Origin of the sequence: Rhizobium croatiense, from assembly GCF_019793465.1 — a bacterium.
Lineage (GTDB): Bacteria > Pseudomonadota > Alphaproteobacteria > Rhizobiales > Rhizobiaceae > Rhizobium > Rhizobium croatiense.
Genome location: NZ_JAILYJ010000017.1, coordinates 20,724 through 44,148, shown reverse-complemented (window position 1 = coordinate 44,148; position 23,425 = coordinate 20,724). Strand labels below are relative to the sequence as shown.

Annotated in this window: 25 protein-coding genes, 1 tRNA gene and 3 pseudogenes; 16 read left to right on the top strand and 13 right to left on the bottom strand. The window is 61.4% G+C overall.

Annotation, left to right across the window (positions count from 1 at the left end; all coding sequences use genetic code 11):
• Positions 1 to 110 precede the first annotated feature (110 nt).
• The 5 genes from K6M89_RS24290 to rpmH form a co-directional block, all read right to left on the bottom strand.
• The gene (locus K6M89_RS24290) at positions 111 to 320 is read right to left on the bottom strand and encodes a cold-shock protein (protein WP_039617611.1); all 210 of its coding nucleotides are present in this window, start codon (positions 318 to 320) and stop codon (positions 111 to 113) included.
• 243 nt (positions 321 to 563) lie between these two features.
• Positions 564 to 1,217, bottom strand: coding sequence for a ribosome biogenesis GTP-binding protein YihA/YsxC (gene yihA / locus K6M89_RS24285; protein ID WP_009991862.1), 654 nt, complete (start codon positions 1,215 to 1,217; stop codon positions 564 to 566).
• Positions 1,218 to 1,356: 139 nt separating this feature from the next.
• Positions 1,357 to 3,147, bottom strand: a complete 1,791-nt coding sequence (yidC, locus tag K6M89_RS24280) for a membrane protein insertase YidC (RefSeq protein WP_222141274.1) — start codon at positions 3,145 to 3,147, stop codon at positions 1,357 to 1,359.
• The gene (rnpA, locus tag K6M89_RS24275; RefSeq protein ID WP_097579561.1) at positions 3,147 to 3,548 is read right to left on the bottom strand and encodes a ribonuclease P protein component; all 402 of its coding nucleotides are present in this window, start codon (positions 3,546 to 3,548) and stop codon (positions 3,147 to 3,149) included. Before rnpA ends, yidC begins: the two co-directional genes overlap by 1 nt.
• Before the next feature lie 21 nt (positions 3,549 to 3,569).
• A complete protein-coding gene (gene rpmH, locus K6M89_RS24270) occupies positions 3,570 to 3,704 on the bottom strand; it encodes a 50S ribosomal protein L34 (protein ID WP_008524438.1) in 135 nt (44 codons plus the stop codon).
• Positions 3,705 to 4,123: 419 nt separating this feature from the next.
• Here rpmH and K6M89_RS24265 point away from each other — a divergent pair, with 419 nt between their 5' ends.
• The 4 genes from K6M89_RS24265 to K6M89_RS24250 all read left to right on the top strand — a co-directional run bounded on the left by K6M89_RS24265 (position 4,124) and on the right by K6M89_RS24250 (position 8,706).
• Positions 4,124 to 6,124 carry a methyl-accepting chemotaxis protein gene (locus tag K6M89_RS24265; protein ID WP_222141273.1) on the top strand — a complete coding sequence of 667 codons (2,001 nt, stop codon included), beginning with the start codon at positions 4,124 to 4,126 and terminating at the stop codon, positions 6,122 to 6,124.
• Positions 6,125 to 6,334: 210 nt separating this feature from the next.
• The gene (locus tag K6M89_RS24260) at positions 6,335 to 7,855 is read left to right on the top strand and encodes an ATP-binding protein (protein WP_222141272.1); all 1,521 of its coding nucleotides are present in this window, start codon (positions 6,335 to 6,337) and stop codon (positions 7,853 to 7,855) included.
• A 123-nt stretch (positions 7,856 to 7,978) separates the two neighbouring features.
• Positions 7,979 to 8,055, top strand: a tRNA-Arg gene (locus K6M89_RS24255).
• Between the two features lie 138 nt (positions 8,056 to 8,193).
• Positions 8,194 to 8,706: a DUF6438 domain-containing protein gene (locus tag K6M89_RS24250; protein ID WP_246642667.1), complete on the top strand. Its 513-nt coding sequence runs from the start codon at positions 8,194 to 8,196 to the stop codon at positions 8,704 to 8,706.
• A gap of 121 nt (positions 8,707 to 8,827) precedes the next feature.
• Here the strand turns inward: K6M89_RS24250 and K6M89_RS24245 are convergent.
• From K6M89_RS24245 to K6M89_RS31175, 7 genes and pseudogenes are all read right to left on the bottom strand, one after another.
• Positions 8,828 to 9,109 (bottom strand): annotated as a pseudogene (locus tag K6M89_RS24245) (DDE-type integrase/transposase/recombinase); the annotation flags it as partial.
• Positions 9,110 to 9,289: 180 nt separating this feature from the next.
• Positions 9,290 to 9,541: a hypothetical protein gene (locus K6M89_RS24240; protein WP_222141271.1), complete on the bottom strand. Its 252-nt coding sequence runs from the start codon at positions 9,539 to 9,541 to the stop codon at positions 9,290 to 9,292.
• A complete protein-coding gene (locus K6M89_RS24235) occupies positions 9,541 to 9,753 on the bottom strand; it encodes a hypothetical protein (protein WP_222141270.1) in 213 nt (70 codons plus the stop codon). The genes K6M89_RS24240 and K6M89_RS24235 overlap by 1 nt, the downstream gene beginning before the upstream one ends.
• Before the next feature lie 196 nt (positions 9,754 to 9,949).
• Positions 9,950 to 10,258: a hypothetical protein gene (locus K6M89_RS24230; protein WP_222141269.1), complete on the bottom strand. Its 309-nt coding sequence runs from the start codon at positions 10,256 to 10,258 to the stop codon at positions 9,950 to 9,952.
• Between the two features lie 89 nt (positions 10,259 to 10,347).
• Positions 10,348 to 10,668, bottom strand: coding sequence for a hypothetical protein (locus K6M89_RS24225; RefSeq protein WP_222141268.1), 321 nt, complete (start codon positions 10,666 to 10,668; stop codon positions 10,348 to 10,350).
• A gap of 88 nt (positions 10,669 to 10,756) precedes the next feature.
• On the bottom strand, positions 10,757 to 11,272 hold the full coding sequence (locus K6M89_RS24220; protein ID WP_222141267.1) for a hypothetical protein: 516 nt from the start codon (positions 11,270 to 11,272) through the stop codon (positions 10,757 to 10,759).
• A 252-nt stretch (positions 11,273 to 11,524) separates the two neighbouring features.
• A pseudogene (locus K6M89_RS31175) lies at positions 11,525 to 11,949 on the bottom strand (hypothetical protein).
• A gap of 135 nt (positions 11,950 to 12,084) precedes the next feature.
• Here K6M89_RS31175 and K6M89_RS31515 point away from each other — a divergent pair.
• From K6M89_RS31515 to K6M89_RS24180, 10 genes and pseudogenes are all read left to right on the top strand, one after another.
• The gene (locus K6M89_RS31515) at positions 12,085 to 12,213 is read left to right on the top strand and encodes a hypothetical protein (protein WP_281428485.1); all 129 of its coding nucleotides are present in this window, start codon (positions 12,085 to 12,087) and stop codon (positions 12,211 to 12,213) included.
• Positions 12,213 to 12,800: a hypothetical protein gene (locus K6M89_RS24215; protein ID WP_222141266.1), complete on the top strand. Its 588-nt coding sequence runs from the start codon at positions 12,213 to 12,215 to the stop codon at positions 12,798 to 12,800. Before K6M89_RS31515 ends, K6M89_RS24215 begins: the two co-directional genes overlap by 1 nt.
• Before the next feature lie 202 nt (positions 12,801 to 13,002).
• A complete protein-coding gene (locus tag K6M89_RS24210) occupies positions 13,003 to 13,323 on the top strand; it encodes a hypothetical protein (protein WP_097579563.1) in 321 nt (106 codons plus the stop codon).
• 191 nt (positions 13,324 to 13,514) lie between these two features.
• Positions 13,515 to 13,884 (top strand): annotated as a pseudogene (locus K6M89_RS31170) (cell surface protein).
• Positions 13,885 to 14,039: 155 nt separating this feature from the next.
• On the top strand, positions 14,040 to 14,339 hold the full coding sequence (locus K6M89_RS24205) for a hypothetical protein (protein ID WP_222141265.1): 300 nt from the start codon (positions 14,040 to 14,042) through the stop codon (positions 14,337 to 14,339).
• A gap of 242 nt (positions 14,340 to 14,581) precedes the next feature.
• Positions 14,582 to 15,250 (top strand): class I SAM-dependent methyltransferase, encoded by a 669-nt coding sequence (locus tag K6M89_RS24200; protein WP_222141264.1) that lies wholly within the window; start codon positions 14,582 to 14,584, stop codon positions 15,248 to 15,250.
• Between the two features lie 265 nt (positions 15,251 to 15,515).
• On the top strand, positions 15,516 to 16,397 hold the full coding sequence (locus K6M89_RS24195; protein ID WP_222141263.1) for an aldo/keto reductase: 882 nt from the start codon (positions 15,516 to 15,518) through the stop codon (positions 16,395 to 16,397).
• A gap of 611 nt (positions 16,398 to 17,008) precedes the next feature.
• Positions 17,009 to 18,283, top strand: coding sequence for an alpha/beta hydrolase (locus K6M89_RS24190; protein ID WP_222141262.1), 1,275 nt, complete (start codon positions 17,009 to 17,011; stop codon positions 18,281 to 18,283).
• A gap of 84 nt (positions 18,284 to 18,367) precedes the next feature.
• Entirely contained in the window at positions 18,368 to 19,618 is a 1,251-nt protein-coding gene (locus tag K6M89_RS24185) for an NAD(P)/FAD-dependent oxidoreductase (RefSeq protein WP_222141261.1), read from the top strand.
• A gap of 35 nt (positions 19,619 to 19,653) precedes the next feature.
• Positions 19,654 to 20,691: a 4-hydroxyproline epimerase gene (locus tag K6M89_RS24180; RefSeq protein WP_222141260.1), complete on the top strand. Its 1,038-nt coding sequence runs from the start codon at positions 19,654 to 19,656 to the stop codon at positions 20,689 to 20,691.
• Between the two features lie 86 nt (positions 20,692 to 20,777).
• Here the strand turns inward: K6M89_RS24180 and K6M89_RS24175 are convergent, their stop codons facing one another.
• Entirely contained in the window at positions 20,778 to 22,310 is a 1,533-nt protein-coding gene (locus K6M89_RS24175; RefSeq protein ID WP_222141259.1) for a winged helix-turn-helix domain-containing tetratricopeptide repeat protein, read from the bottom strand.
• A 118-nt stretch (positions 22,311 to 22,428) separates the two neighbouring features.
• Here K6M89_RS24175 and K6M89_RS24170 point away from each other — a divergent pair, with 118 nt between their 5' ends.
• Positions 22,429 to 22,863, top strand: a complete 435-nt coding sequence (locus tag K6M89_RS24170; RefSeq protein WP_222141258.1) for a cupin domain-containing protein — start codon at positions 22,429 to 22,431, stop codon at positions 22,861 to 22,863.
• 76 nt (positions 22,864 to 22,939) lie between these two features.
• Complete coding sequence (locus tag K6M89_RS24165) at positions 22,940 to 23,422, top strand: RidA family protein (RefSeq protein WP_222141257.1); 483 nt, start codon at positions 22,940 to 22,942, stop codon at positions 23,420 to 23,422.
• The last annotated feature ends 3 nt before the right edge of the window (positions 23,423 to 23,425 follow it).

Sequence of the window (23,425 nt, the reverse complement as noted above, 5' to 3'; positions counted from 1 at the left end):
CTCGACTGGGAGCGAAAACAAAAAGGCCAGGCAGATTGCCCGGCCTTGAATAAATCGGTGCTTCCGGCAGTGCCAGTACATCCGTGGTCAAAGGGGAAGCAGATACCGATTTAAGCCTTCTGGAGATTGCAAGCGGACATCTTGCCCGACTTGTGGTCTCGCTCGAGATCGAAGCCGATCTTCTGGCCTTCGACGAGATCGCGCATTCCGGCGCGCTCGACGGCGGAGATATGAACGAAGGCGTCAGCGCCGCCGTTGTCCGGCTGAATGAAGCCGAAGCCCTTGGTGGAGTTGAACCATTTAACTGTGCCAGTGGTCATGATGAACCCTTTCATAGCAATATTGAGAAACCGCAAGGCGTTAAGGCGATGCGGATGGTGATAACGATTTTTGAAAGGAAGTTCGTTCAGGCCGCGGTGCCAATCGCGCGATAACCAAGCCAGCAAGCAAAATTCGGTAAGCACGATATAGGCCACCCAATCCGGCTCGTCAACCCTTAGTTTTCCGTTTGACCGGGAAATAAACTTTTAGCTGTTTTGGTGAGTACAATAGAGGTCGGGTCATTATTTCCAGTTTGCGATTCCGACCGTTTCGGCGATCGCCTGGCGTAGATCGTCGAGCCCGTCGCCCTTCTCGGACGAGGTGGAAAGCACGAAGGGATAGGCGGCCGGGCGTTTGCGGATCTTGTCGGCCGTCTCGGCCAGCAGCTTCGGCACGGCCGGCGCCTTGATCTTGTCGGTCTTGGTCAGCACCAGCTGATAGGAGACGGCGGCCTTGTCGAGCAGGGTGAGCACGTCCTCGTCATTCTTCTTGATGCCGTGGCGGCTGTCGATCAGCACGTAGACGCGCTTCAGCGTCGCGCGGCCGCGCAGGTAATCGAAGACAAGTTTGGTCCACTTGTCGACCTGCTCCTTCGGTGCCTGCGCGTAACCATAACCCGGCATGTCGACGATCGCCATCGGCGGCAGGTCGCCGCCTTCACCGGAATAGCCGTCCGGGACGAAATAGTTGAGCTCCTGCGTGCGCCCCGGCGTGTTCGAGGTGCGCGCCAGGCCCTTCTGGCCGACCAGCGCATTGATCAGCGACGATTTGCCGACATTCGAACGGCCGGCAAAGGCCACTTCCGACGGTCCCTCCGGCGGCAGGAAGGTGAGCGACGGGACACCGCGGATGAATATCCAGGGGTGGCCGAAGAGCGGCTTTTCGGTTTCGGGCATGCGGGCTCGGCAATCTCGGGTTCGGTCTTCTGTCGGCTTCGTGGTTTTACGGACGGATGTCAAGCGTTCAGGCGGCCCGCGTCGCGCTTCGCGGGCCGGTCGGAAATGAAAAGCCCCGCCGGAGCGGGGCTTGAGAGCATCATTTCGATGGCGCCGTTTTTCGTCGGAACAGGCCCTTGAGATTGTCGAAGAGTTCGATCCTGACGCCATGGCGCCTCATGATCACCGACTGCTGCAGCACCGAGAGCGTGTTGTTCCAGGCCCAGTAGATGACGAGGCCGGCCGGGAAGCTTGCCAGCATGAAGGTGAATACCAGCGGCATCCAGTTGAAGATCATCGCCTGCGTCGGATCGGGCGGCGTCGGGTTCATGCGCATCTGCACGAACATCGTGACGCCCATGATCAGCGGCCAGACGCCGAGATGCAGCAGTGCCGGCGCTTCGAAGGGCAGCAGGCCGAACAGATTGACGATCGTCGTCGGATCCGGCGCCGAGAGGTCCTGGATCCAGCCGAAGAACGGTGCATGCCGCATCTCGATGGTGATGTAGATCACCTTGTAGAGCGAGAAGAAGATCGGGATCTGCAGCGCCACCGGCCAGCAGCCGGCGATCGGGTTAATCTTCTCTTCCTTGTAGAGCTGCATCATCGCCTGCTGGAGCCCCATGCGGTCGTCGCCGAATTTCGTCTTCAGCTCTTCCATCTTCGGCTGCACGCGCTTCATGTTCGCCATCGACGCATATTGCTTGCTGGCGAGCGGGAAGAATACCAGCTTGACGACGATGGTCGTGCACAGGATCGCCACGCCGAAATTGCCGAAGAAGCGGAAGAAGAAGTCCATCAGCTTGAACATCGGCTTGGTGATGAAATAGAACCAGCCCCAGTCGATCAGGCGGTCGAACTTCGGGATCGAATAGGACGCTTCGTAGCCGTCGATGACGGGCACTTCCTTGGCGCCGGCGAAGACGAGGTTCTTGACCTCGACCGACTGGCCCGGCGCGACGGTGAAGGCATCGTCCTTGTAGTCGGCCTGATAGCGCGGCTGGCCGTCGGCGAAATGCGAGAAGCGCGCTTCATAGGCCGACGTCTGCGGCGGAACGATCGTCGCCGCCCAGTATTTGTCGGTGATGCCGAGCCAGCCGCCGGTGGACTTGGCCGGCTGCACGGCTTCCTCCTCGACGGCGCTGTATTTGGTTTCGATGAGGCCGTCATCGCCGATGACGCCGATGAAGCCTTCATGGAGAACGTAGACCGACGGCGTCGTCGGCTTGTTGTAGCGCGTGACCCGGCCGTAGGAGGAAAGCGAGGCGGGCGCCTGGCCGGCATTCTCGATCTTGTCGGTGACGCTGAACATATAGCGGTCGTCGACGGAGATGGTGCGGGTAAAGGTCAGGCCCTTGTCATTGGTGTAGGAGAGCGTCACCGGCGTCTTTTCGGTGAGCTTGGCGCCCTCAGGTGCCGTCCAAAGCGTCGTCGGACCCGGAACTGCGCCCGTCGCGTCGCCGCCGATATAGCCGAGTTCGGTGAAATAGCCGTCCTTGGTTTCCGCCGGGCTGAACAGCGTGATGATCGGGCTCGAGTCGTCGACGGTCTCGTGATAGCCCTTGAGCTTCAGGTCGTCGAGGCGGGCGCCGGCAAGGTTGATCGAGCCGGAAAGCGCAGGAGTATCGATGGCAACGCGCGGCGTTTTAGCCAGCGCCTGCTCGAGCGTCGCCGTCGCGGCCGCCTGGCCGGAAGGTGCCGAACCGCTTGTCTGGGCCGGGGCCCGGCCGCCTGCGGGCTGCTGCACCTGCTCGGTCTGCTGCTGCGCCTTCTGGGCTTCCTGTGCCTTGCGCTGGGCCTCGATGCGCGGATTCATATAGAGAAACTGCCAGCCGAGGACGATCAGCACCGAGAGAGCGATCGCAATGAAGTAATTGCGGTTGTTTTCCATCATACGTTCCTGGGGCGTCCGTCTCCGGAGCGCCGGTGTTTCGGCCTGGTTTCCACGCGAAGCTTCAGCTCCGCGGCCAATTCCTGGAAGGACGCCTTAAGCACGTCCCTGCGCGCGACAACCACATAGTCGTGTCCGGGCTGCATTGCAAACCCCGCATGAAGCCGCACCGCCTCTTTCAGGCGGCGGCGCATGCGGTTCCGTTCGACCGCGTTGCCATGTTTTTTGGTGACTGTAAAACCGACGCGGGCTTGGCTGTCGGGTTCCCTCCGGTCGAGAACTTCGAGGAGGAAGAGGCCGCCGCGGCGTTTTTCGCCTTCGCGGACAGCAAGAAACTGCGGGCGGCTTTTCAGCCGCCCGACAGTGTGTTTCTGTTCTTTGGTCGTCAATTCGCCCGCCATCTCTTCTCGGGCAACCCGGCCTTAAGCCGAAAGACGCTTGCGGCCCTGCGCGCGGCGGGCAGCGATGACCTTGCGGCCACCCTTCGTGGACATGCGCGCACGGAAGCCGTGGCGACGCTTGCGAACAAGCTTGGATGGTTGGTAGGTACGCTTCATTTATTTAAACACCGCGGAGTGCGGCCCTTCTTGAATTTGCATGATGCAAGGAGCGTTGTTTTTCGAACGGGCGGGCCATGAAAGGCTTGAATGACCGGACGTGCGGCGGCTTATACGGATGAAGCCGGGCAAAGTCAATTATACCGGAGGATTTCACTTGCGCAGCCGGCGCCGACTGCGGTTTTCGCATTGTGGTGTTAATAAATCCGCTCCGCTCCGAGAAGTTGTACTTCGCTCCCAGATCAGCTCGATCCCCAGAGTTTTCAATATGTTGAAGCCGCATGGGATGACTGGATCGGCAATATTTCCTGCGCATAATCGTAAATACTGGAAATCTAACTTTAATCAATTTCGCCGATATTCAGCGCATCGGCTGGGGAGTTGCTTTCCAGGCTGTGGTGTAGCTAGGAGGCATTGCATTGAAGATCCGCGGGAAAATTAATCTGCTGGTTTGCGTGATGGGCGCGGTGGCGCTTCTGATCGGCGCAACGGCACTGTCCGCCATGCATGAATACAGCCGCAATCTCACGGCGTACGAGCACGCCGCCGCCCGCGCCTATTCCGGCGAACGCCTCAACCGTTTCGTCACGGCCGTCGTCATGGAATCGCGCGGTATTTACGCGGCCAAGTCGATCAAGGATACGCCGAACTTCGCCAAGGGCCTGATGGCCGGCCTCGACGAAATCGACAAGGTCATCGCCGGCTGGGCGCCGCTCGTGCCCGAGGCCGAAAAGGAGAGTTTCGCCAAGCTGGTCGCGCGCGCCGCCGAATTCCGCACCTTCCGCACGGAAACGGCCCGCCTCGGCACCGAGGTCGGCCCCGAGGCCGCCAACGCCCAGGGCAACAACGAGGCGAATCGCGCCAACCGCAAGGCATTCCAGGCCGAGATCGACGTGGTCGTCGCCATCGACAAGGCAGCGCTTCAGGCCGTCAGTGATGAGATCGAGAGCTTCCGTTCCTGGGTGCTGATGCTCGTCCTCGGGATTACCGGCATCGGTATCGCGGTCGGCATCGGCATGGGCTTTTATATCGGCACCAGCCATCTCAGCCGTCCGATCAAGCGCGTCACCCATGCGATCAAGGAGGTCGCCGACGGCAATTTCGAGGCCGAGGTTCCCTTTGCCGGCCGCCAGGACGAAATCGGCGAGATGGCCGCCGCGGTCGCGGTCTTCAAGGAGAACGGCCTTGCCGTCAAGCGCCTGAACGCCCAGGAAGCGGCGATGCGCGCCAAGAGCGACGATCTGCAGTCCAGCATGTCGGTCGTCGTCGCCGCGGCTGCGGCAGGCGATTTCAGCCATCGCATCGACAAGGATTATCAGGACGAGAACCTCAACCAGTTCGCCGGCAACATCAACACGCTGCTGTCGAGCGTCGATGCCGGCATCGGCGAGACCCGACGCGTCATCGCAAGCCTTGCCGAAGGCGATCTCACCCAGACGATGAACGGCAGCTTCCAGGGCGCCTTCGCCGAGCTGCAGCAGAATGTCAACAACAGCTTCATCACCCTGCAGGCGACGATGCGCGAAGTGCGCGAGACGACGGAAGCGATGAACGGCAACACCGCCGAGCTGCGCAATGCCAGCGATGACCTGTCGAAGCGCACCGAACAGCAGGCGGCCGCCCTCGAACAGACCTCCGCCGCGCTCGACGAAATCACCGCGGTCGTGCAGAATTCCACCGAGCGGGCGCATGAAGCCACCGTCATGGTGTCCGAAGCCAAGGAAAATGCCGGCCGCTCCGGCGTCGTCGTGCGCAACGCCGTCGAGGCCATGGGCCGCATCGAGCAGGCCTCGCGCGAGATCAGCCAGATCATCAACGTCATCGACGAGATCGCCTTCCAGACCAATCTTCTGGCGCTGAATGCCGGTGTCGAAGCGGCGCGCGCCGGTGAGGCCGGCAAGGGTTTTGCCGTGGTCGCCCAGGAAGTGCGGGAACTTGCCCAGCGCTCGGCAACGGCCGCCAAGGACATCAAGGCGCTGATTACCAAGTCGGGTGACGAGGTGCAGGTCGGCGTCAAGCTCGTCCAGGCGACCGGTGAGGCGCTTTCGGAAATCGGCACCCGCGTCATCGCCATCAATGATCACATCCATTCGATCGCCACCGCCGCGGTCGAGCAGTCGACCGGCCTCAAGGAGGTCAACACCGCCGTCAACCAGATGGATCAGGTGACGCAGCAGAATGCCGCGATGGTGGAGGAAACGTCCGCCGCCACCCACAGGCTTTCGGCCGAAGCCAACGGGCTGGTGCACCTCATCGCCCGCTTCAAGCTGTCGGATGGGGCAGCACCCGTGGCGCTCGTTCGCAACGAACCGCACCGGCAGCCGGTCGCCTCCCCCGCCCGCCGGGCGATCGCCAAGGTCGCCCGCGCGTTCGGCGGCGGCAATGCGGCCGCAGCCGAACAGAGCTGGGAAGAGTTCTGATCTCCGACCCTTCACGCGTCTTCGAGCGCCGCCTCCGGGCGGCGTTTTCTTTGTGACGACGTGACGCTGATCGCAAAGATTTGAAAGCGGAGCCTGTTAGTCTAATATAAGGCTCCGGAGCATGATGCCGAAAAGTGTAAGCGGTTTTCGGACGACATCATGCTCTAGCGGATGAGGGCGGCCGCATGCCGCTAATCGGGCGAGACTCGCATGCCGGTTCGAAACCAGGGCAACGATCCTTCGGCAGACATCCCGGCGGCCGGCGAGGCCGCCAAGGGACGGTGCCCGTCTGTCGGCATGTTCGGCGGATTGTCAGGTAAGCTGCTCTGGCTCACCGTCTTCTTCATCATGCTCGCCGAAATCCTGATCTTCTTTCCCTCGGTCGCCAGCATGCGCATGCGCTGGCTGCAGGACAGGCTGAACACGGCCGCCGCCGCCGCCATCGTCATCGATGGGCTGCAGCCGATCGAGCTGCCGCGTGCGCTGCAGAAGGAGACGCTCGAGGCGACCGGCACCAAGGCGATCGTGCTGCGCAAGGAAGGCACCTCACGGCTCCTGGCGACAACAGACATGCCGGCCTCGGTCGACGAATCCTATGATCTGACCGACGTGCCGCCGCTGACGGCGATCCGCGACGCGCTCGACACCCTGATCTTCGGCGGCAGCCGCATTATCCGTGTCTATGGTCCTGTCGGCGAAACCAAGGTCGGCGTCGAGGTGGTGATGAAGGACCGGCCGTTGCGCACGGCGATGTTCGCCTATTCACGCAACGTGCTGCTGCTGTCGGTGCTGATCTCGCTGTTCACGGCGACGCTGATCTTCTTTGCGATCAACCGCCTCCTTATCGGCCCGATCCGCCGGCTGACCGGCAGCATGCAGCAATTCTCCTCCGATCCCGAAAACCCCGCCCATATCTATATCGGCGACGGCGGCCGCGACGAACTGGCGGTGGCCGGCCGCAATCTGACATCGATGCAGATGGAGCTGCAGAAGACGCTGAAACAGCAGAAAAACCTGGCAGCGCTCGGGCTTGCCGTTTCCAAGATCAATCACGACATGCGCAATATCCTGGCTTCTGCGCAGCTCATGTCGGACCGGCTGGTCGATGTCGATGATCCGATGGTCAAGAGCTTCGCGCCGAAGCTGCTGCGCACCATCGACCGGGCGGTCGGTTATACCACCGAGGTGCTGTCCTACGGCAAGGCGAGCGAATCCGCCCCACGCCGCCGCCATGTCCAGCTGCTGGAGCTGACCCAGGACGTCAAGGACATGCTGGCGATCGATCCGCAAAGCGGCATCGAATTCATCGAGCAGTTCGCTGCCGATCTCGAGGTCGATGCCGATGCCGAACAGCTTTTCCGGGTCATTCACAACCTCTCGCGCAACGCCCTGCAGGCGCTGACCGCGCCGGGCGAGGGCGGCCCGGGCGCTGTCAGGCGCATCACCGTTTCCGCCCAGCGTGTCGGCAGCGTCGTCAGCATCACGGTGGACGATACCGGCCCCGGCATGCCGCTGAAGGCGCGCCAGAACTTGTTTGCCGCCTTCCGTGGCTCGGCCCGTTCCGGCGGCACCGGCCTCGGTCTCACCATTGCCCGCGAGCTGGTGCTTGCCCATGGCGGCACCATCGCGCTTGTGGAAAAATCAACGGTCGGCACCCAGTTCCGCATCGAAATCCCCGATCGCCCGGTCTCGCTTGACGATTACCGCAACCGGACGCACAGCGAGAAGTGAACGAATTTCGCCCGCCGCGGACGCAAACAGGCAAACGCGCGATTTTTTCAGAAATGCTCTTGCATTGTCCGAAAGGACCCTTTAGAGGATCGCCCACGCAAGCGGCACCGCCGCTTCTGCCACGCACCCGTAGCTCAGCTGGATAGAGCACCAGACTACGAATCTGGGGGTCAGGAGTTCGAATCTCTTCGGGTGCGCCATTTTTTTCATCATTGTCATTGGCCACGATAACTTACCTTTTTGGTCAGAAGCTTACCTTTTTTGCCAAAGTAAATTACCCTTGGCGCTCGAGACCGTTTGGACCTATCCAAGTCGGCAACCCGCGAGCAGTAACTCTGATGAAAACGGCGACAATCCTCTGCCTCCTGACAGCGATGATATTTGTTGCCACGACATCGGCGTATGCTCAGGCCCCGGTCCAGAGCATCAACATAGAGCGCGGGCCGTGCCTTGGGACATGTCCCGTTTACCGCTTCAGCGTCAGCGTTGATGGGACCGGCCTGTTTGAAGGGCGTAAGTTCACTACTGCCCTTGGGAAGCACGGCTTTATGGTCACCCCTGAGGCGTGGGCGGCCTTTCAATCGGCCTTGGCGCCCTATCGCCCCGTGGGCACCCAGCAGATCGTCCTCGGTCATCCTCAGTGCAAGCAGATGGCTACGGACCATCCGTCAGTGTCAGTGACCTGGGAAGGTGGAGGGCGTGTCGATCACCTCAGTTTTAATTTTGGCTGCCGCGATCCCGAGAACGAAACCATGGGGCAGGCCCTAGCGGACGCGCCCGATCTCCTGCCTGTCGCTGATCTGATTGAACGAATTCGTCTTGAAGATGGGGAGTTTCATGGCCGGAACTAAGATCTTTCGAGGAAACGAAAGTGATGAATCTTTCCGACATTGCGGGTGCACCGAGAACAACGGCTACCATGGGTGATGTCAGGTTAAATTCGCCAGGCACATTTTTGGGCAGATACCGGGATCAGGCGGCCACGCCTGCAACGGCCTTCCAATGTGCGCTCGCTCCAAGGCGATGCAGATGGATGGCGATGGCTGAGTGTTTCGAGTGAGGCGGCACGAAGAGATTTCGGACAGCCGAAAAGACGGACAGGAAGCGTTGCAGCCCGCCCGGCGATCGAAATCCCTGCATGGCCCGCTTTCGTTTTCGCAAAGGCAAATGCGAGTTCTCAGCGCGATTGGTCAAGCCCTTGTGCGATCGATGCTCTACAGTCGGCATGATCTGGCGTCGGGCAACGGCTGCAGAAAACGGCGAAATCAATCAACCCTGATAGTAACCAGGCTGCCGAGGACCAACCTCGTCAAACTGTCCGGACTTTGATGTCATAATGTCCGACCTCTTCCGGCGCAACCTCCAATAGTTGCCAGTACAAAGTTTCGCTTTGCTCCGGCATCGCCGGGCTGCGGTCCTCTCCACCGTCAATCCCTAGGCTCGGACGACGAGGCCGGCCCAGACCGAACGGGAGATTTCCTCCATGGACGGGTTTTCGGTTTCATAGTCCTCCAGCAGCGTCAGAAACCCGCCGTGAGGAGACTTAAGGTCTTCGGGTTTCCGGAAGCCACTCTCGCATTCCTCGCAATGAGCGTAGAGCGTCTGATCGGTCAGGTCCTTTTGAAGGTAGAGGCGACCCTGATGGCCGCATCGCGGGCAGGTTCCGACATAATAGAGCTGTGTCATCAGCAGCCGCCACTTCCCCCGTCGGCACCACCGCCATCACCCCCGCTATCATGTGGGGAATAGCCGTCGCCACCGATATACTCGCCGCCGATATACGAAGCTGCGCCGCCAGCCAAAATCCTGCGGAGACGCTCCCGACGCGGCCAAATAAACAAGAGCAGCCCGAGCAAAGTGAGAAGGAAGACCGCGGCGATAACAACCTGCAATAACATTGACCTTTCCCAGATGCATGTCGTGCGTAGCTATATCTGGAGTTGCCCCAGCCGCAATCCAACCCCATCTCGGAAAACCCCGTGTGTGATGCCCTGTGACCCTGCCCATTCGACTGCGGTATGCGGTTCGGGGCAGCCGGCACTTTAGGAGGTCCGACCCCCGCGCCTCCGCCCGTACGCGCGCTCTTGGAAACATTCATCCGCCAACGATTATGTAGCGCTCATTCTCATCCAGTTCATCTGGGTCAACGTTAACGACCGACATAGAGCCGGTTGGGGAGACGAGGATGAGAGAATAGGGGTTGGCCGTTTCATCGTTCGCGATCAGCAACGGCGTTGCGAGCACCGTCGCTAACGAGATGGTGATTTTCGAAATGCTCACATTGGATGGTGGATCGACGTGGTAGACCTCGAAGTATTGTGAGAAAGCGCCTTCCGATTGTTCGTAGACGCAACATGTAATCAGGTCATCTTTGATTTCCGTTATGCTATGAATGATCTTCACAGCATCATGCACAACGGAAAAAACGATCGCGAGGGCGTCGCGTAGCTGCTCGTCGCTGGCTTTCTTTTCTAGAGCCGCACCGAATAGAATTATTGTCTCTCTCCTCTATCCGGCGGCAACGGGACATAGGCACCGCTGCGTCTGTCCAGCCAATCGAGGTGAGATTTGCCGACAGTGCGGAGATAGGCTGCGGCCTTGAGAAACAGCGGGTGGCGCAGATCCCGCTTTGTCAGATGATGATACCCTTTCCCTTCGGTCCGCGTCATCATTGCCGCTCGTTCAGGTTCGTCGCTGTATGCACGCGCCAGAAAAGTCACCACCCCGTCTGAGAATTCAAACACGTCGTATTCGTAATGGTAATCGTAAAACCCCTCAACGTCAGGCTCAGATGCATCGATGTGATGCGACACTTCCACCCCCATCGGCCAAGCTGTATCGCCCCGCCTCAACAGGACCCTGGTGCGCCACAGGGCCACGCGGGCTCGGTAGAACAGCAGTTCAATCCGCAACAAATTCACAGGCCAGCAAGGTCTTCCCCGGCAGGCCATCACCTTCACGTGCCACGATCGAAACCTTTCCCGGGCCGGCTAGACCCGGAGCAGGCTGTCGTTCTTCCGAAAGCTGTCGGGAATATCCCTTGTTGGAAGTGCCCAGTAGGTCCGATGTCTCTGGCTTCAGGTCGTATTTCGCTGCCAGCTCATCGGCGTGGAGACCCTCGATCAATATGCCGACGGCGGAGTTGGCGAAAAACACTTCGTTGCTTTGAAACCCGTCTTCGCCGATCTGTTGCGGGACCTTGTAAATTGCGGCACCAAGTGACGACGTCTCCGGCTTTGCGAGCTCTTCAGCGGCGTCGTAGACCGTGGACGCCGCTGTCAAGGAATAGGGTGGATTGCAAAGCGCGGCGTCATAAAAGATGCGATTGGATGGTGTTGCCATGGCACCGCCGACTTGCAACAGTGCGACTGCCACGCCTGCAGTCAGAGTTCCGCGATAATGTTTGCGATTGAGCATTGGTGAATTCCGTTGAACTGATGGTTGTGTTGGCGTGTTATACACGTCCATTACAAAATGACGAGGCTCTTTTGGGCGCATTCGAATTCGAATGCTCGACCGTGCGGCTCGCGACTCCACTCCCTGTCGCGTTTCTTGTGAACGGCAAAGCGGCAGCCGATTCACCCAGTGCCTCGTGTTCAGGAATACGTGCGGATAACAAACTTGCCGCGACGGGAACCCCAGTGACGGCCCCAAGGCAGTGAAGCGAAACTATTGAGCGGTCGGGAAGTCTCTCTCAAAGGCTTCCCTTTCTCTCTTCCCGAACGCGGATGAGTAATAGCCACTGCAGATCAGATAAGAGCACTCATCCGGATTGCCCATTTGCCACCCCGGCAGGCAGGTTACGACTCGCTGGAATTTTTCGTTGCAAAGGCCGTGGTTTGCCAAGAGCCGCGGCTCGTTTCCGAAATAAGCGCTTATGGCTTTCTGGCGAGTCCATGCAGGAACGACTTTCCAATCAGCGTCGCCGCCCCCAGCGCTAACATTGCCGGTCGCACAGAGCGACCAGTTGGAAATCACGATCGGCTGATCGCAGGCAAAAGTCTGGGCGGCGCTTCCCAGCAAGATTGAAACCAGTACCAACAGCGCTGGCCATAGATCATCGCGCCCTTCTCCCTCGTGCCGAACTTTCGCATCCTGGCCTCCAACCGTGTGCAACTACCATCACCTTCTAACGGGATCAGGTGATATCGAAATGACTAAGATTATTTTCCTAGTTCATGAAACGTTCTTACGCTAGATTGCCGGCCGCTGCAACCATGGAATGTTGAATGTCGAAGAATATTTTTGTGATTGGCGATGTGGGCGAGTTGGCCCGTCTTCCCCTCAGCAGGCGTGAAAAAACGAATTCTTCTGCCGTCAATTGCGAGGGCGTGCCGGCAGCCGAGGTGCTGGTCTGATGGCGGAATTCAACCCTCGTGACAAGAGCCGCACCAGTGCCGGCAAGACGCAGTCGCTCGTGCGCAAACATACCGCGCCGCCGAGCGGGAGTGATGACGGCAGCCTTCGCTGGCAATGGTTGACGATCCAGCTGCTGGAATCGCCGGCGTTCACGTCACTCAGCGCAAATGCCAGCCGCGCTTTCTTTCGCATCATCATCGAGCACACCGCGCACGCCGCCCTGGCGAATGGCAGGCTTATCGTGACCCATCCGCAGTTTGTCTCTTACGGCGTCACCGGCGAATATGTGGCCGATGCCCTCGACGAGCTGGAATATAAGGGCCTTATCAAGGTTCGCCGCGGCCGGGCGGGCAGCGGTGTCGCGCATCCGAACATCTTCACGCTGACGTTTGTCGGTGACCATGAAGGCGCGCCGCCCACGCAGGATTGGCGGCGATGCACGGCGGAGAGGTGCCGGAAGTGGTCGGAGATCGACCGCAAGCTTGCCGCCGACAAACGCGGGCGAGTCGGCAGGAAGAAAAAACCGCCACTTCGGGATCCCGAAATCCCCCCGCTTCGGGATCCCGAAATTCGCCGCGCCTCGTGAGCGGTCGGAGCGAGGGAAGGGGCAATGATTTCAATGCCGCAACCAATTTCGGGATTCCGCAGTGCTATATAGATTTTGGTGGGGAATTCCTCATGAGTCCGCAAGATGGAGCCACGATCTCGTGGACGCCTAGTTTCGCGCAACCTTGCTCGTGTATTCGCGAGCGTGACGATGTTTGACGCGCTTTCGGCCGGAGGAATGCATGGCGATGGGAATTTTTCGGGCTCTGGGCGCGGCGGCGATGATGGCGGTTCTTTCCGGCTGCGTCGATCATGCGAACGACCCGATGCTGCTTGCCGTCGGCGTGCCAGTCAATCCGCCGGCCGTTGCACACGGCCTCTGCATGACCGACGGCAATGCCATGTATGACGAGGCGAAGCGCCAGTATGAGCTGCGCGCGCAGCTGACCGGATACGCGCAGGCCGATGCCTTGGAAGCGGAAACGATTGCTCGCGCCGCCGCCCATCGGCAATATGTCGCCTGCCTCTCCGGCCAAGGCTACCGCACATTATACGCGAATTGAGAACAGAGAATTCATGTTTCCTGGCCGGCGCTGCCGGCGCCCTTCGCCGGATTGCGACTTTTCACAATTTTTCGCGAGAAGGTCACGCCCGATCGCCTGCAACCAAGAGTTTTGGAAGTCGCACGTGATCGCGGAACCCCGCCGGTCGTAAAGGCATTTACGCAGGGTAAATCCACGAAGGAGGGTTTATCGTGAAGATATTCAGTCCTATCCCTTTGACCAGCGCCCCTGGCACCCTTGTCGCCATGGGGGCGATCGTTCCGGCTGAGGCCGAACCCCTTCCCACGCTTCGGCCGGCCAATCGTCTCGGAGGTGAAAGCAGTGCAATATAAGGCACATGCCGGCACCTGGCACGGCTATCAGGGCTTTGCCACGGAACGTGCCGGCACCCGCCGCCATTCCGATGGTTATTGGTGTCCGCTGGCCGCATTCGGCGTCGAAGCCGGCACGACCGCTTCGATCATCCGCCAGCCTGTAACAGGTCGGCGACTCCGACAATGTGCAACCCTCCGTTCTCGGGATCGATTGGTCCCGGCAGCATGCTGCGATAACGGCTATTGAGCCGGCGAAGGAAAGAGGCGGCGACGAGCCGCCTTTTTCTCGCTCGGGGCGCCGCTCACATGTTCGTGACCCCTGTTGCGCTGCGGTAGTATGTGACAGATCCGCTTCCTAACTCCTCGGCGTAAATTCCCTGAAATCCTCCCAAGGAGACGATCATGATCACGACATTCAAGAGAGGCCTGGCGGCCGCGGCCCTCGGCGCAATGCTCGGCCTTTCCGCGTTCTCGGCCGAAGCGGCTCCCCTCCAGTCGAGTGTGACGGAGCAGGGCGCGGTCAAGCAGCCGGTTGCCCAGGAAAAAACCCAGGGGCAGCACGACAGGCGCACCACTGGTTCGATCGGCGAGCGCGGCCCTAATACCATGGCTTCACCCTACATGATGAACCCGAAGAAGCCGCTGAACATGGGTTGCAAGCTCGGCTTCAACCCGACAAGCAGCTCCAGCTGCAACTATTGAGGCTTCGCGATCGGGCTGAGGGGCGGCTTCCGGGCCGCCCTTTCCATGTGGACGGTGGCCGCAACGGCGCCAGCGATTCGCGCGAGCACCAGCCATGGATGCGCAAACAGGCCGGACGCCGATTAAAAAATCGTCGCAAACGCCGGCTCACACAGGCGATTGACGTCTCTGCCTTGGAATTGCCATGCTGGCCGCGATGGTCGCATTGATACTCAATTGAATTTCAGACAGGTGGAACAGTCATGACCGCAAAGGCTGCACGCTCCGATTTCCTGCATTTTTTCCGCTCCTGGATCAGCAATCCGCTTCGGGTGGCGGCCATCGCGCCGTCGGGGGATTCCCTGGCCAGAATCATGACCAGCGAAATTGCCGCACTTGATGGGCCGATCATCGAGCTCGGCCCGGGCACCGGCGTGTTCACCCGGGCGCTGCTTGCCCGCGGCGTCAGCGAGGCGGATCTCACCCTGATCGAATATGGGCCCGAATTTATCGATGCGCTGCAGGCGCGTTTCCCGGCGGCGCGCGTATTGCAGATGGATGCCGCCCACCTTGCCCAGGCCGATATTTTCGAGGACGAACCGGTCGGCGCCGTCATCAGCGGCCTGCCGCTTCTGTCCATGTCGCCGCGCAAGATCGCCTCGATCCTTGCCGGCGTCTTCACCTATATGCGGCCGGGCGGGGCGATCTATCAGTTCACCTACGGCCCGCGCTGTCCGGTGCCGCGGCCGATCCTCGATCGCCTCGGCCTGAAGGCCGTGCGCATCGGCGGCACGGTGCGCAACCTGCCGCCGGCCTCCGTCTACCGGATTTCCCGCCGCAAGCCGCTCGAGCTTTCCCGCGAGCGCCTGCGATACCGCGGCAGCGACGCCGAAGTCGACGTCGCCGCCTTTTCCGGCGAAACGGGCGGCTGAACAGCAGGCGTTAACATAGGAACGCCGGCATCGCTTTGACGCCATGTTTCCGGCGCCATCCCTGTTATGTCAGTGGCACCATCCTATATCTCAAGCGTCGCGGTGGCTGCTTCCCGATGCCGCGGCGACGGGCGGCTCAGCGGCATCGCCAGAGCGGGCAGACATTCGCGTTTCAAACGCCGCCGCCACCAGCCGCGGCGACCGGGGCGGCTTTCCGCCGTCCCGCAGACTTCAAACCATTTCATTGACCAAGAGAGGAAAGATCATGGCCAGTTACAACGCAGCCAAGTCAGGCACCTTCAAGATCGGCGGCGAGATCGAGGTCAATCGTCTCGGTTTCGGCGCCATGCGCGTCACCGGCAAGGGCATCTGGGGCGAGCCCGAAGATCACGCCGAATCCGTCCGCACCCTGAAGCGCCTGCCGGAGCTTGGCGTCAATTTCATCGATACGGCCGATTCCTACGGTCCCGACGTCTCCGAATGGCTGATCAAGGAGGCGCTGCATCCCTATGGCGGCAAGTCCGTCGTCGCCACCAAGGGCGGCCTGACCCGCCACGGCCCCGACATCTGGCTGCCGGTGGGCCGGCCCGAATATCTGATCCAGCAGGCGCATAAGAGCCTGCGCAATCTCGGTGTCGAGTGCATCGATCTCTGGCAGCTTCACCGGATCGATCCGAAATTGCCGGCCAGGGAACAGTTCGATGCGATCAGATCGCTGCTCGATGCCGGCCTCATCCGCCATGCCGGCTTGAGCGAGGTCTCCGTCGCCGATATCGAGGCGGCCTCGAAGCACTTCAAGGTCGCCACCGTCCAGAACCGCTACAATCTCGTCGATCGCACCAGCGAGGATGTGCTCGATTATTGCGCCAAGCACAATATCGGCTTCATCCCCTGGTATCCGCTCGCCGCCGGCGATCTCGCCAAGCCCGGCTCGTTGCTCGATACGATCGCCAGGAAGCACGATGCCGCGCCGAGCCAGATCGCACTCGCCTGGGTGCTGAAGCGCAGCCCTGTCATGCTGCCGATCCCCGGCACGTCGAAGGTCAAGCATCTGGAAGAAAACGTCGCGGCCGTCGACATCACCCTGTCGGACGAGGAGTTTTCGGCGCTGGATGCTGAGGGCCGGAGGGTGTTCAAGGCGGCTTGAGGGGGCGACTGCCGCCGATGCGCCCAGTCCAAGACCCCTCCCCAACCCCTCCCCACAAGGGGGAGGGCTAGGATGCCGCACCGTTCACATACCTCCATCAAGCCAATCCGTAGAACGGGAACATCCGGCAATACTTGTTTGGGTCGCCGCAGGGTGCCGCAGCTTAACCCCTCCCCCTTGTGGGGAGGGGTTTGGGGAGGGGTCTTGGACTGGGCGAGCCATCCGCGATCAGCGGGGCCTCATTTTTCAGCGGAATTTGACCATTTGGTCAAACATGCCGCAAAATGAGGCGCTGATCTGTTATTTTAAGGGCGAGCATTGCGCTGGATGCATTGCTGCATTGCGGTATTTTCGCTATTCCCGATCAAATGAATGGGTTATCAATATCTTCGTAAGCAGCGCACTCCTCCTCCCAGCGCTCTTACATCGGACTGACAACACTCCTCCTCCCAGTTGTCAGTCAGGATCAAGAGCCTGGCGCACCTCCTCCCGCGCCAGGCTCTTTTCTTTTTCCCCCCCCCAAGTTTTCACCGCGGTTTGACTCGGCAGGCGTCGACGGACTATTTGAACGGGCGCCCCTGTCCGGTGCGCGCACCGGTTGGAGTTTGATCATGATCGGCAGATGGCGCGCCCCGCATGCGGCCCTGACAGGTCTTCTGGTAGCGCTGGTGCTCGCCGGCTGCGGCGGCAGACCGGTCGGCGTCATGCAGGCGGCCGGCACGGTGCCGCCTGGGACCTCGAAGGTCGATCTGCTGGTGGCGACGACGCGGGCTGCCGATGACAATCCCGCCGTGCTTTTCTCCGGCGAACGCGGCACCGGGCTCACGGTCAATGCCGTCGATGTCTCCATCCCGCCGGATGCCAATCGCAAGATCGGCCAGGTGCAATGGCCAAGGCGGCTGCCGGCCGACCCCTTACGCGATTTCGTCACCGTGTCCGTCGATCCGCTCGAGGGCGAGCGGGCGGGCGAGACCTGGCTGAAAACCCATATGCCGAAGAGCCGCCGCGTGCTGGTCTTCGTGCACGGCTTCAACAATCGTTATGAGGATGCCGTCTACCGCTTCGCCCAGATCGTCCATGATTCCCATGCCGACGTCGCCCCCGTCGTCTTCACCTGGCCCTCACGCGCCAGTATCTTCGATTACAATTACGACAAGGAAAGCACCAACTATTCCCGCGACGCGCTGGAGGAGCTGCTCACCCGAACCGCCGCCAATCCCGCCGTCAGCGATGTCACCATCATGGCGCATTCGATGGGCACCTGGCTCACCGTCGAAGCGCTCAGGCAGATGGCGATCCGCAACGGTCACGTGGCCTCCAAGATCAACAATGTCATCCTCGCTTCGCCCGATCTCGATGTCGACGTCTTCGGCCGCCAGTTCGCAAGCCTCGGCAAGGACAGGCCGCATTTCACCATCTTCGTCTCGCAGGACGACCGGGCGCTCGCATTGTCGCGGCGCATCTCGGGGAATATCGATCGGCTCGGCCAGATCGACCCGTCGGCCGAGCCCTATCGCAGCAAGCTCGAAGCGGCCGGCATCACCGTTCTCGATCTCACCAAGCTCAAGGGCGGCGACCGGCTGAACCATGGCAAATTCGCCGAAAGCCCCGAAGTGGTGAAGCTGATCGGCGACCGGCTGATTGCCGGTCAGACGATCACCGATTCCAATGTCGGTCTTGGCGAAGCGGTCGGCGCCGTGGCGATGGGCGCTGCCCAGACCGCCGGAAGTGCCGTCGGCGTCGCCGTCAGCACGCCGATTGCGATCTTCGATCCGCGCACCCGCCGAAATTACGATGCCCAGCTGAAACGTCTCGGCCAGTCGATGAACAATACCGTCGGCTCGGTCGGCGACAGCGTCGGCGCCGGCCTGCCCGCAAGCCAGTGAAAATTTCGTAGGCAATCGCCGCTGATCTGATATATCAGGCTGGCGAAGCGGCGGTCTTGTCTGCCGTGCGGTTGGGTTGATGGCATGGCTGAAGATACCAAGAAGAGGGTTGTTGTCGTCGGCGCGGGGGTGATCGGCGCCTCCATTGCTTTCGACTTGCAGCGACGTGGCTTTCATGTGACGCTGGTCGACAAGGGTGAGCCGGGACGCGGCACCTCTTTCGGCAATATGGCGAGCATCGCGCTCGATTTTGCTGCCGGTTCCGGCCCTTCGACCTGGAAGAAGATCCCCGGCTGGCTCATCGATCCCGAAGGCCCGGTCTGGTTGCGGCCCTCCTATGCAGCGAGAATCCTGCCCTGGTTCCTGCGTTTCCTCGCCGCCGGCCGCCCGTCGCGCCTCAGAGAAATCGAAGATGCCGGCATGAGCCTGTCGCAGCGCGCGCTCGACGATTTCAGGGAGATGCTGCAAGCGATCGGCGCCTCCGAACTGATGACGGAGGAGGGGTGCCTGGCGATCTATGAGACCGAGGCCGAATTTGCCGCCGACCGCGGCCATCTCGCCATGATGCAGCGTTACGGCTTCGAATTCGAGGTGTTGAGCAACGGCGCCATCCAATATTATGAGCCGGCTCTTTCGCCTGTCATCGCCAAGGCCGTTCTGCTGCCCGACAACAAGTCGATCCGCGATCCCTATAGGCTGGTGGTCAAACTGGCCGAGGCGGCCAAGGCCGCGGGCGCGGCCTTTGTCTCCGGCGCCGTCAGGAACATCGAGCGCAGGGGCGATGGCGCCGTCGTCGTCCTCCTGGACGATGGCCGCCGTCTCGAGGCCGATTCCGTCGTGCTCGCCGCCGGCGTCCACACCCGTTTTCTGGCCGAAAAGCTCGGTGAGCCGATCCCGCTCGAAACCGAGCGCGGCTATCACACGCAGATCATGAAGCCGGGCATCTCCATGCGCTATTCGGTAATCTGGCCGGCGCGCGCCTTCATGGTGACGCCGACGGCCGGCGGCATCCGCGTCGGCGGCAATGTCGAACTCGCCGGTCTCGATGCCGCACCGGACTTCCGCCGCCCGCGCGTGCTGGTGCGCCACGCCCAGCGCGCGGTGCCCGGGCTGAAACTCGAGGAGGCGACGGACTGGATGGGCCATCGCCCGGCGCTGCCCGATACGATCCCGATCATTTCGCCGTCGTCGAAGATGCCGGGTGTTTTCTATGCGACCGGCCACGGCCATCTCGGCCTGACCTATGCCGCGACGACAGCGCGGCTGATCGGCGATATGGTGAGCGGCACTAAGCCGCCGGTCGACCTGACCCCGTTCCGCATCGACCGATACTGAATGAGAACCGTTACCTTGGAACCGGAGTTTTCGATATGAGATGGAAGCGCACGATCCAGCTGCTGGATGTCCATGCCGAAGGCGAGATCGGCCGCGTCGCGATCGGCGGCGTGCCGAAGATCCCGGGCGAGACCATCGCCGCCCAGCTGCATTGGCTGAACACCGATCCGAAGGGCGACGAGCTGCGCCGCTTCCTGTGCCTGGAGCCGCGCGGCGCCCCGATCGGCTCGGTCAATCTGCTGCTGCCGCCGCGTCATCCGGAAGCGGACGCTGCCTTCATCATCCTGCAGCCCGACCAGGCGCATGCGAGCTCCGGCTCGAACTCGATCTGCGTGACGACGGCGCTGCTCGAAGCCGGCATCGTCGAGATGCAGGAGCCGGAGACGATCGTGACGCTGGAAACCGCAGCCGGCCTCGTCAAGGCGACGGCGACTTGCCGCGACGGGCGCTGCGAGAAGGTCAAGCTCACCATGGTGCCGTCCTTCGTGCATGAACTCGACGTCGAGATCGACACGCCGCATTGGGGGAAGATCAAAGCCGATCTATGCTATGGCGGCATCTTCTATGCCCTCGTCGATGTCGGCCAGATCAATCTGACGATCGAGAAGGCCAATGCCGCCGGCCTCGTTCAGGCCGGCATGATTCTCAAGGAGCTGATCAACCGCGACATCGAGGTCGTCCATCCCCAAATCCCGGCAATTTCAGGTGTCGCCTATGTCATGTTCCGCGATACCGAGGCCGACGGCACGGTGCGCACCTGCACCACCATGTGGCCGGGCCGGGCCGACCGCTCGCCCTGCGGAACCGGCAATTCCGCCAATCTCGCCGCGCTCCATGCCCGCGGCAAGGCGAAAGTCGGCGACGTCTTCACCTCGAAATCAATCATCGGCTCGCAGTTCGAGGTCGGCCTGCAGGCGGTGACCGAAGTGGCCGGCCGCCCGGCGGTCATCCCCACCATCACCGGCCGCGGCTTCACCTTCGGCCTCACCCAGGTGGCGCTTGACCCCTTCGACCCGCATCCCGCAGGCTTCGCGCTGACGGATGTCTGGGGGCCGTCGGCGGGGGAGATCTGAGCCTTCCGGGCAACCCAGCGTGGCAACGGTAATTCTGGTTAACTGGTGGAAGTGTTTGGCGGCAACCGATGGTCGGAGCGACGGTGTTAATCTTCCGCCTCCCGCAGCAACCCCTCGAGGCGGGTCGCCCATTCCTGATTGCCATCTCTGAAGGGCCCAAGCGCATCTCCCGCAGATTCCGGAAGACCGTTGGCAGCAGCAGCGAGGCGGCGAGCCTGCTGGATATTCCCCGCGGCCATGTGGCAGCAGGCCTGAATGCGCATGAGCGCCGGCCGGTCGGGCCGCGCCTTTAATGCCGTGTGCCCGATGTCGAGGGCGCCCTCGACATCGTCCGAAAAGAACCGCGCGAGCATCATGAGACTGAACCAGACCCCATTCTGCGGATCATGCGGATTGAGTTCGAGGCCGCGAGACAAAGGTTTGCGTGCGCCGGCGGCATCGCCCGAAAAGAGCCGCGCCATGCCAAGGACGAGATGCCCCAGGGCGAAGCTCGAACCGAGCTCGATCGACCGTTCCGCGGCGAGGATCGCCTGGTCGGCTCGGCCTGTGTAGGCCGACACGATCGCCAGCGCATAATGCGAATACGGGTTTCGCGGGTCGAGATAGATCGCCCGCAAGGCGGCAGTTAGCCCTTCCTGACCATCCGCGGCGGGATCGTCCGTCCAGCCATAGGCGATGAGGCCGGCATTGACCCGCGCCCGCCAGATCTGCGCCTCTGGAAGCATCGGGTCGAGCTCGGCGGCCTCGCGGAAAAATCGTCTTGCCAGAAGGTGGGTTGGCTGTGAGACCTTGTGGAAATTGAATGTGCCTTGCCGGACAAGGTCCCAGGCCGTGATGTTGCCGGTGTGGGGAGCGACCGCAAGCCCGTGGCGCAACAGCAGCTCCGGTTCGACCGCCGCGGCGATCCGCTCGGCGATAGCGTCTTGCACCGCGAATATCTCGGCCAGCTGAAGGTCGTAATGCTCCGACCAGACGGTCGCGCCCTTGGCCGCGTCGGCGAGGTGCACCGAGATCCGGATCCGGTCGCCGGTATACCGGATAGCCCCATCCACCAGAAAATTGACACCGAGTTCGAGCCCGACGGCGCGCGGGTCCCTGGAGCTATTCCATCGTGCGAAACTCGCTCCGCGTGACGCGACGCGCAGCCATCTGAACCGGGTGAGCGCGACGATCAGGTCGTCGGCGATACCGTCGGCCAGATATTGTTTCTCGGCATCGCCGCCCAGATTTTCAAACGGCAGGACTGCAATACCGGGGTTGGCTTCGGCTCGCGCATGCCACCCGCTGTCGGCTCCGTCGGTCAAGCTCTCCACCCGGCCGGAAAACCTGTAGCCGACCCGTGGGACGGTGACGATCCATTCGCCGCCGTCGGATGCGGGGCCGAGCAGCTTGCGAAGGGCCGCAATCTGAACGGAAAGATTACTCTCCTCGACGGCCAGTCCCGGCCAAACGGCATCCATCAGGGCCGATTTGGAAACGACGCCCCCTTGTGCCGCAAGCAGAGTGGCAAGCAGCGAAGCGCCGCGGGCGCCAATGGCGACAGGCCGATCGTCACGAAGCAGGCATCCGTTATCGGCAATGAACTCGAAGTGGCCGAATGCAAGGTGCGGAGTGTTCATGGCCGGCCATGATACGCCGATTTCGCAGTTTTTCGGAACTTTTCGGTCTCTCTTCAGGACTTGCGCCGGCCGGGCGCGCAGAGTCTGTTTCATCGCAGAAATGGAAATGGTGAGAGCCATGAAGAACGAAGCAGCGCAGCCGAAAAACCCTCCTGCATTAACCGCGAAAGTCGTAAGCGGGAGCGGCAGCCAGCTTGCCAAGCAGGGATCTGTGTATCGGTCGGGCGTCTCCGCACAGAGCGTCGGATCAAATATGCTGTGGCTCGGGGCGATTTCGCTGCCCGCAGGCAGACGAACCGGCGCTCATCGCCATGAGGGACACGAAACCGCCCTTCTCATGACTGCAGGCCAGGAGATCGAGATCTGGTCAGGGCCGAAGCTCGAACGCTGCGAAATGGTCCGCCCCGGTGACTACCTGTTCATTCCGGCCGGCGTTCCGCACGTGGCCGTCAATCGCAGCCAGGAAGACGCCGAATTCCTCGGGGCCCGCAACGATCCCGCGGCGAACGAGAGCGTCATTCTGATGCCGGAGCTTGACCACATCGTGCCGTAAGGCGCGATCCTTGTTCGCATGGTGCGCACGAAGTCTTTGCTTTTATCCACGCTCCAAACACGTCGGGAGGTGCATCATGGCCATCATCGAACAACGTCTCGCCGAAATGGGCCTCGAATTGCCCGAGCCTTTAAAGGTTCGCGGCGGCCTGCTGCTGCCCTTTGTCTGGGTTCGGGTGCGCGGCGCCCGCGCCTATATCTCAGGTCACGTCGCGTGCAACCGCGATGGCACATTGGCCAACCCTCTTGGCAAGGTCGGCGCCGAGGTTTCGCCGCAGCAGGGTTACGCGTCGGCGCGGCTGGTTGCCCTCGCCCATCTCGCCAGCCTCAAGCGAGCTCTCGGAGACCTCGATCGGGTCACGGCCTGGCTGCGCGTCTTCGCCATGGTGAATGTTGCTCCAGGTTTCAATGAGACGCCCCTGGTCACAAACGGCTATTCCGATCTGATCCTGGAACTGTATGGTCCCGACATCGGCGCGCACGCCCGCTCGTCCATCGGCATGGCCATCCCATTGAATGCGCCCGTAAACTGCGAAGCGGAAGTCGAAATTGACGGCTGATTC

Excerpts from the sequence above, each read along its gene's own strand:
- rpmH (WP_008524438.1), bottom strand. The coding sequence starts at position 3,704 with ATGAAGCGTACCTACCAACCATCCAAGCTTGTTCGCAAGCGTCGCCAC.
- K6M89_RS24240 (WP_222141271.1), bottom strand. The coding sequence starts at position 9,541 with ATGACACAGCTCTATTATGTCGGAACCTGCCCGCGATGCGGCCATCAG.
- K6M89_RS31515 (WP_281428485.1), top strand. The coding sequence starts at position 12,085 with ATGTCGAAGAATATTTTTGTGATTGGCGATGTGGGCGAGTTGGCCCGT.
- K6M89_RS24290 (WP_039617611.1), bottom strand. The coding sequence starts at position 320 with ATGACCACTGGCACAGTTAAATGGTTCAACTCCACCAAGGGCTTCGGC.
- K6M89_RS24170 (WP_222141258.1), top strand. The coding sequence starts at position 22,429 with ATGAAGAACGAAGCAGCGCAGCCGAAAAACCCTCCTGCATTAACCGCG.
- K6M89_RS24175 (WP_222141259.1), bottom strand. The coding sequence starts at position 22,310 with ATGAACACTCCGCACCTTGCATTCGGCCACTTCGAGTTCATTGCCGAT.
- yidC (WP_222141274.1), bottom strand. The coding sequence starts at position 3,147 with ATGGAAAACAACCGCAATTACTTCATTGCGATCGCTCTCTCGGTGCTG.
- K6M89_RS24220 (WP_222141267.1), bottom strand. The coding sequence starts at position 11,272 with ATGCTCAATCGCAAACATTATCGCGGAACTCTGACTGCAGGCGTGGCA.
- K6M89_RS24250 (WP_246642667.1), top strand. The coding sequence starts at position 8,194 with ATGAAAACGGCGACAATCCTCTGCCTCCTGACAGCGATGATATTTGTT.
- K6M89_RS24195 (WP_222141263.1), top strand. The coding sequence starts at position 15,516 with ATGGCCAGTTACAACGCAGCCAAGTCAGGCACCTTCAAGATCGGCGGC.
- K6M89_RS24165 (WP_222141257.1), top strand. The coding sequence starts at position 22,940 with ATGGCCATCATCGAACAACGTCTCGCCGAAATGGGCCTCGAATTGCCC.
- K6M89_RS24210 (WP_097579563.1), top strand. The coding sequence starts at position 13,003 with ATGGCGATGGGAATTTTTCGGGCTCTGGGCGCGGCGGCGATGATGGCG.
- K6M89_RS24200 (WP_222141264.1), top strand. The coding sequence starts at position 14,582 with ATGACCGCAAAGGCTGCACGCTCCGATTTCCTGCATTTTTTCCGCTCC.
- rnpA (WP_097579561.1), bottom strand. The coding sequence starts at position 3,548 with ATGGCGGGCGAATTGACGACCAAAGAACAGAAACACACTGTCGGGCGG.
- K6M89_RS24185 (WP_222141261.1), top strand. The coding sequence starts at position 18,368 with ATGGCTGAAGATACCAAGAAGAGGGTTGTTGTCGTCGGCGCGGGGGTG.
- K6M89_RS24190 (WP_222141262.1), top strand. The coding sequence starts at position 17,009 with ATGATCGGCAGATGGCGCGCCCCGCATGCGGCCCTGACAGGTCTTCTG.
- K6M89_RS24235 (WP_222141270.1), bottom strand. The coding sequence starts at position 9,753 with ATGTTATTGCAGGTTGTTATCGCCGCGGTCTTCCTTCTCACTTTGCTC.
- K6M89_RS24260 (WP_222141272.1), top strand. The coding sequence starts at position 6,335 with ATGCCGGTTCGAAACCAGGGCAACGATCCTTCGGCAGACATCCCGGCG.
- K6M89_RS24180 (WP_222141260.1), top strand. The coding sequence starts at position 19,654 with ATGAGATGGAAGCGCACGATCCAGCTGCTGGATGTCCATGCCGAAGGC.
- K6M89_RS24205 (WP_222141265.1), top strand. The coding sequence starts at position 14,040 with ATGATCACGACATTCAAGAGAGGCCTGGCGGCCGCGGCCCTCGGCGCA.
- yihA (WP_009991862.1), bottom strand. The coding sequence starts at position 1,217 with ATGCCCGAAACCGAAAAGCCGCTCTTCGGCCACCCCTGGATATTCATC.
- K6M89_RS24215 (WP_222141266.1), top strand. The coding sequence starts at position 12,213 with ATGGCGGAATTCAACCCTCGTGACAAGAGCCGCACCAGTGCCGGCAAG.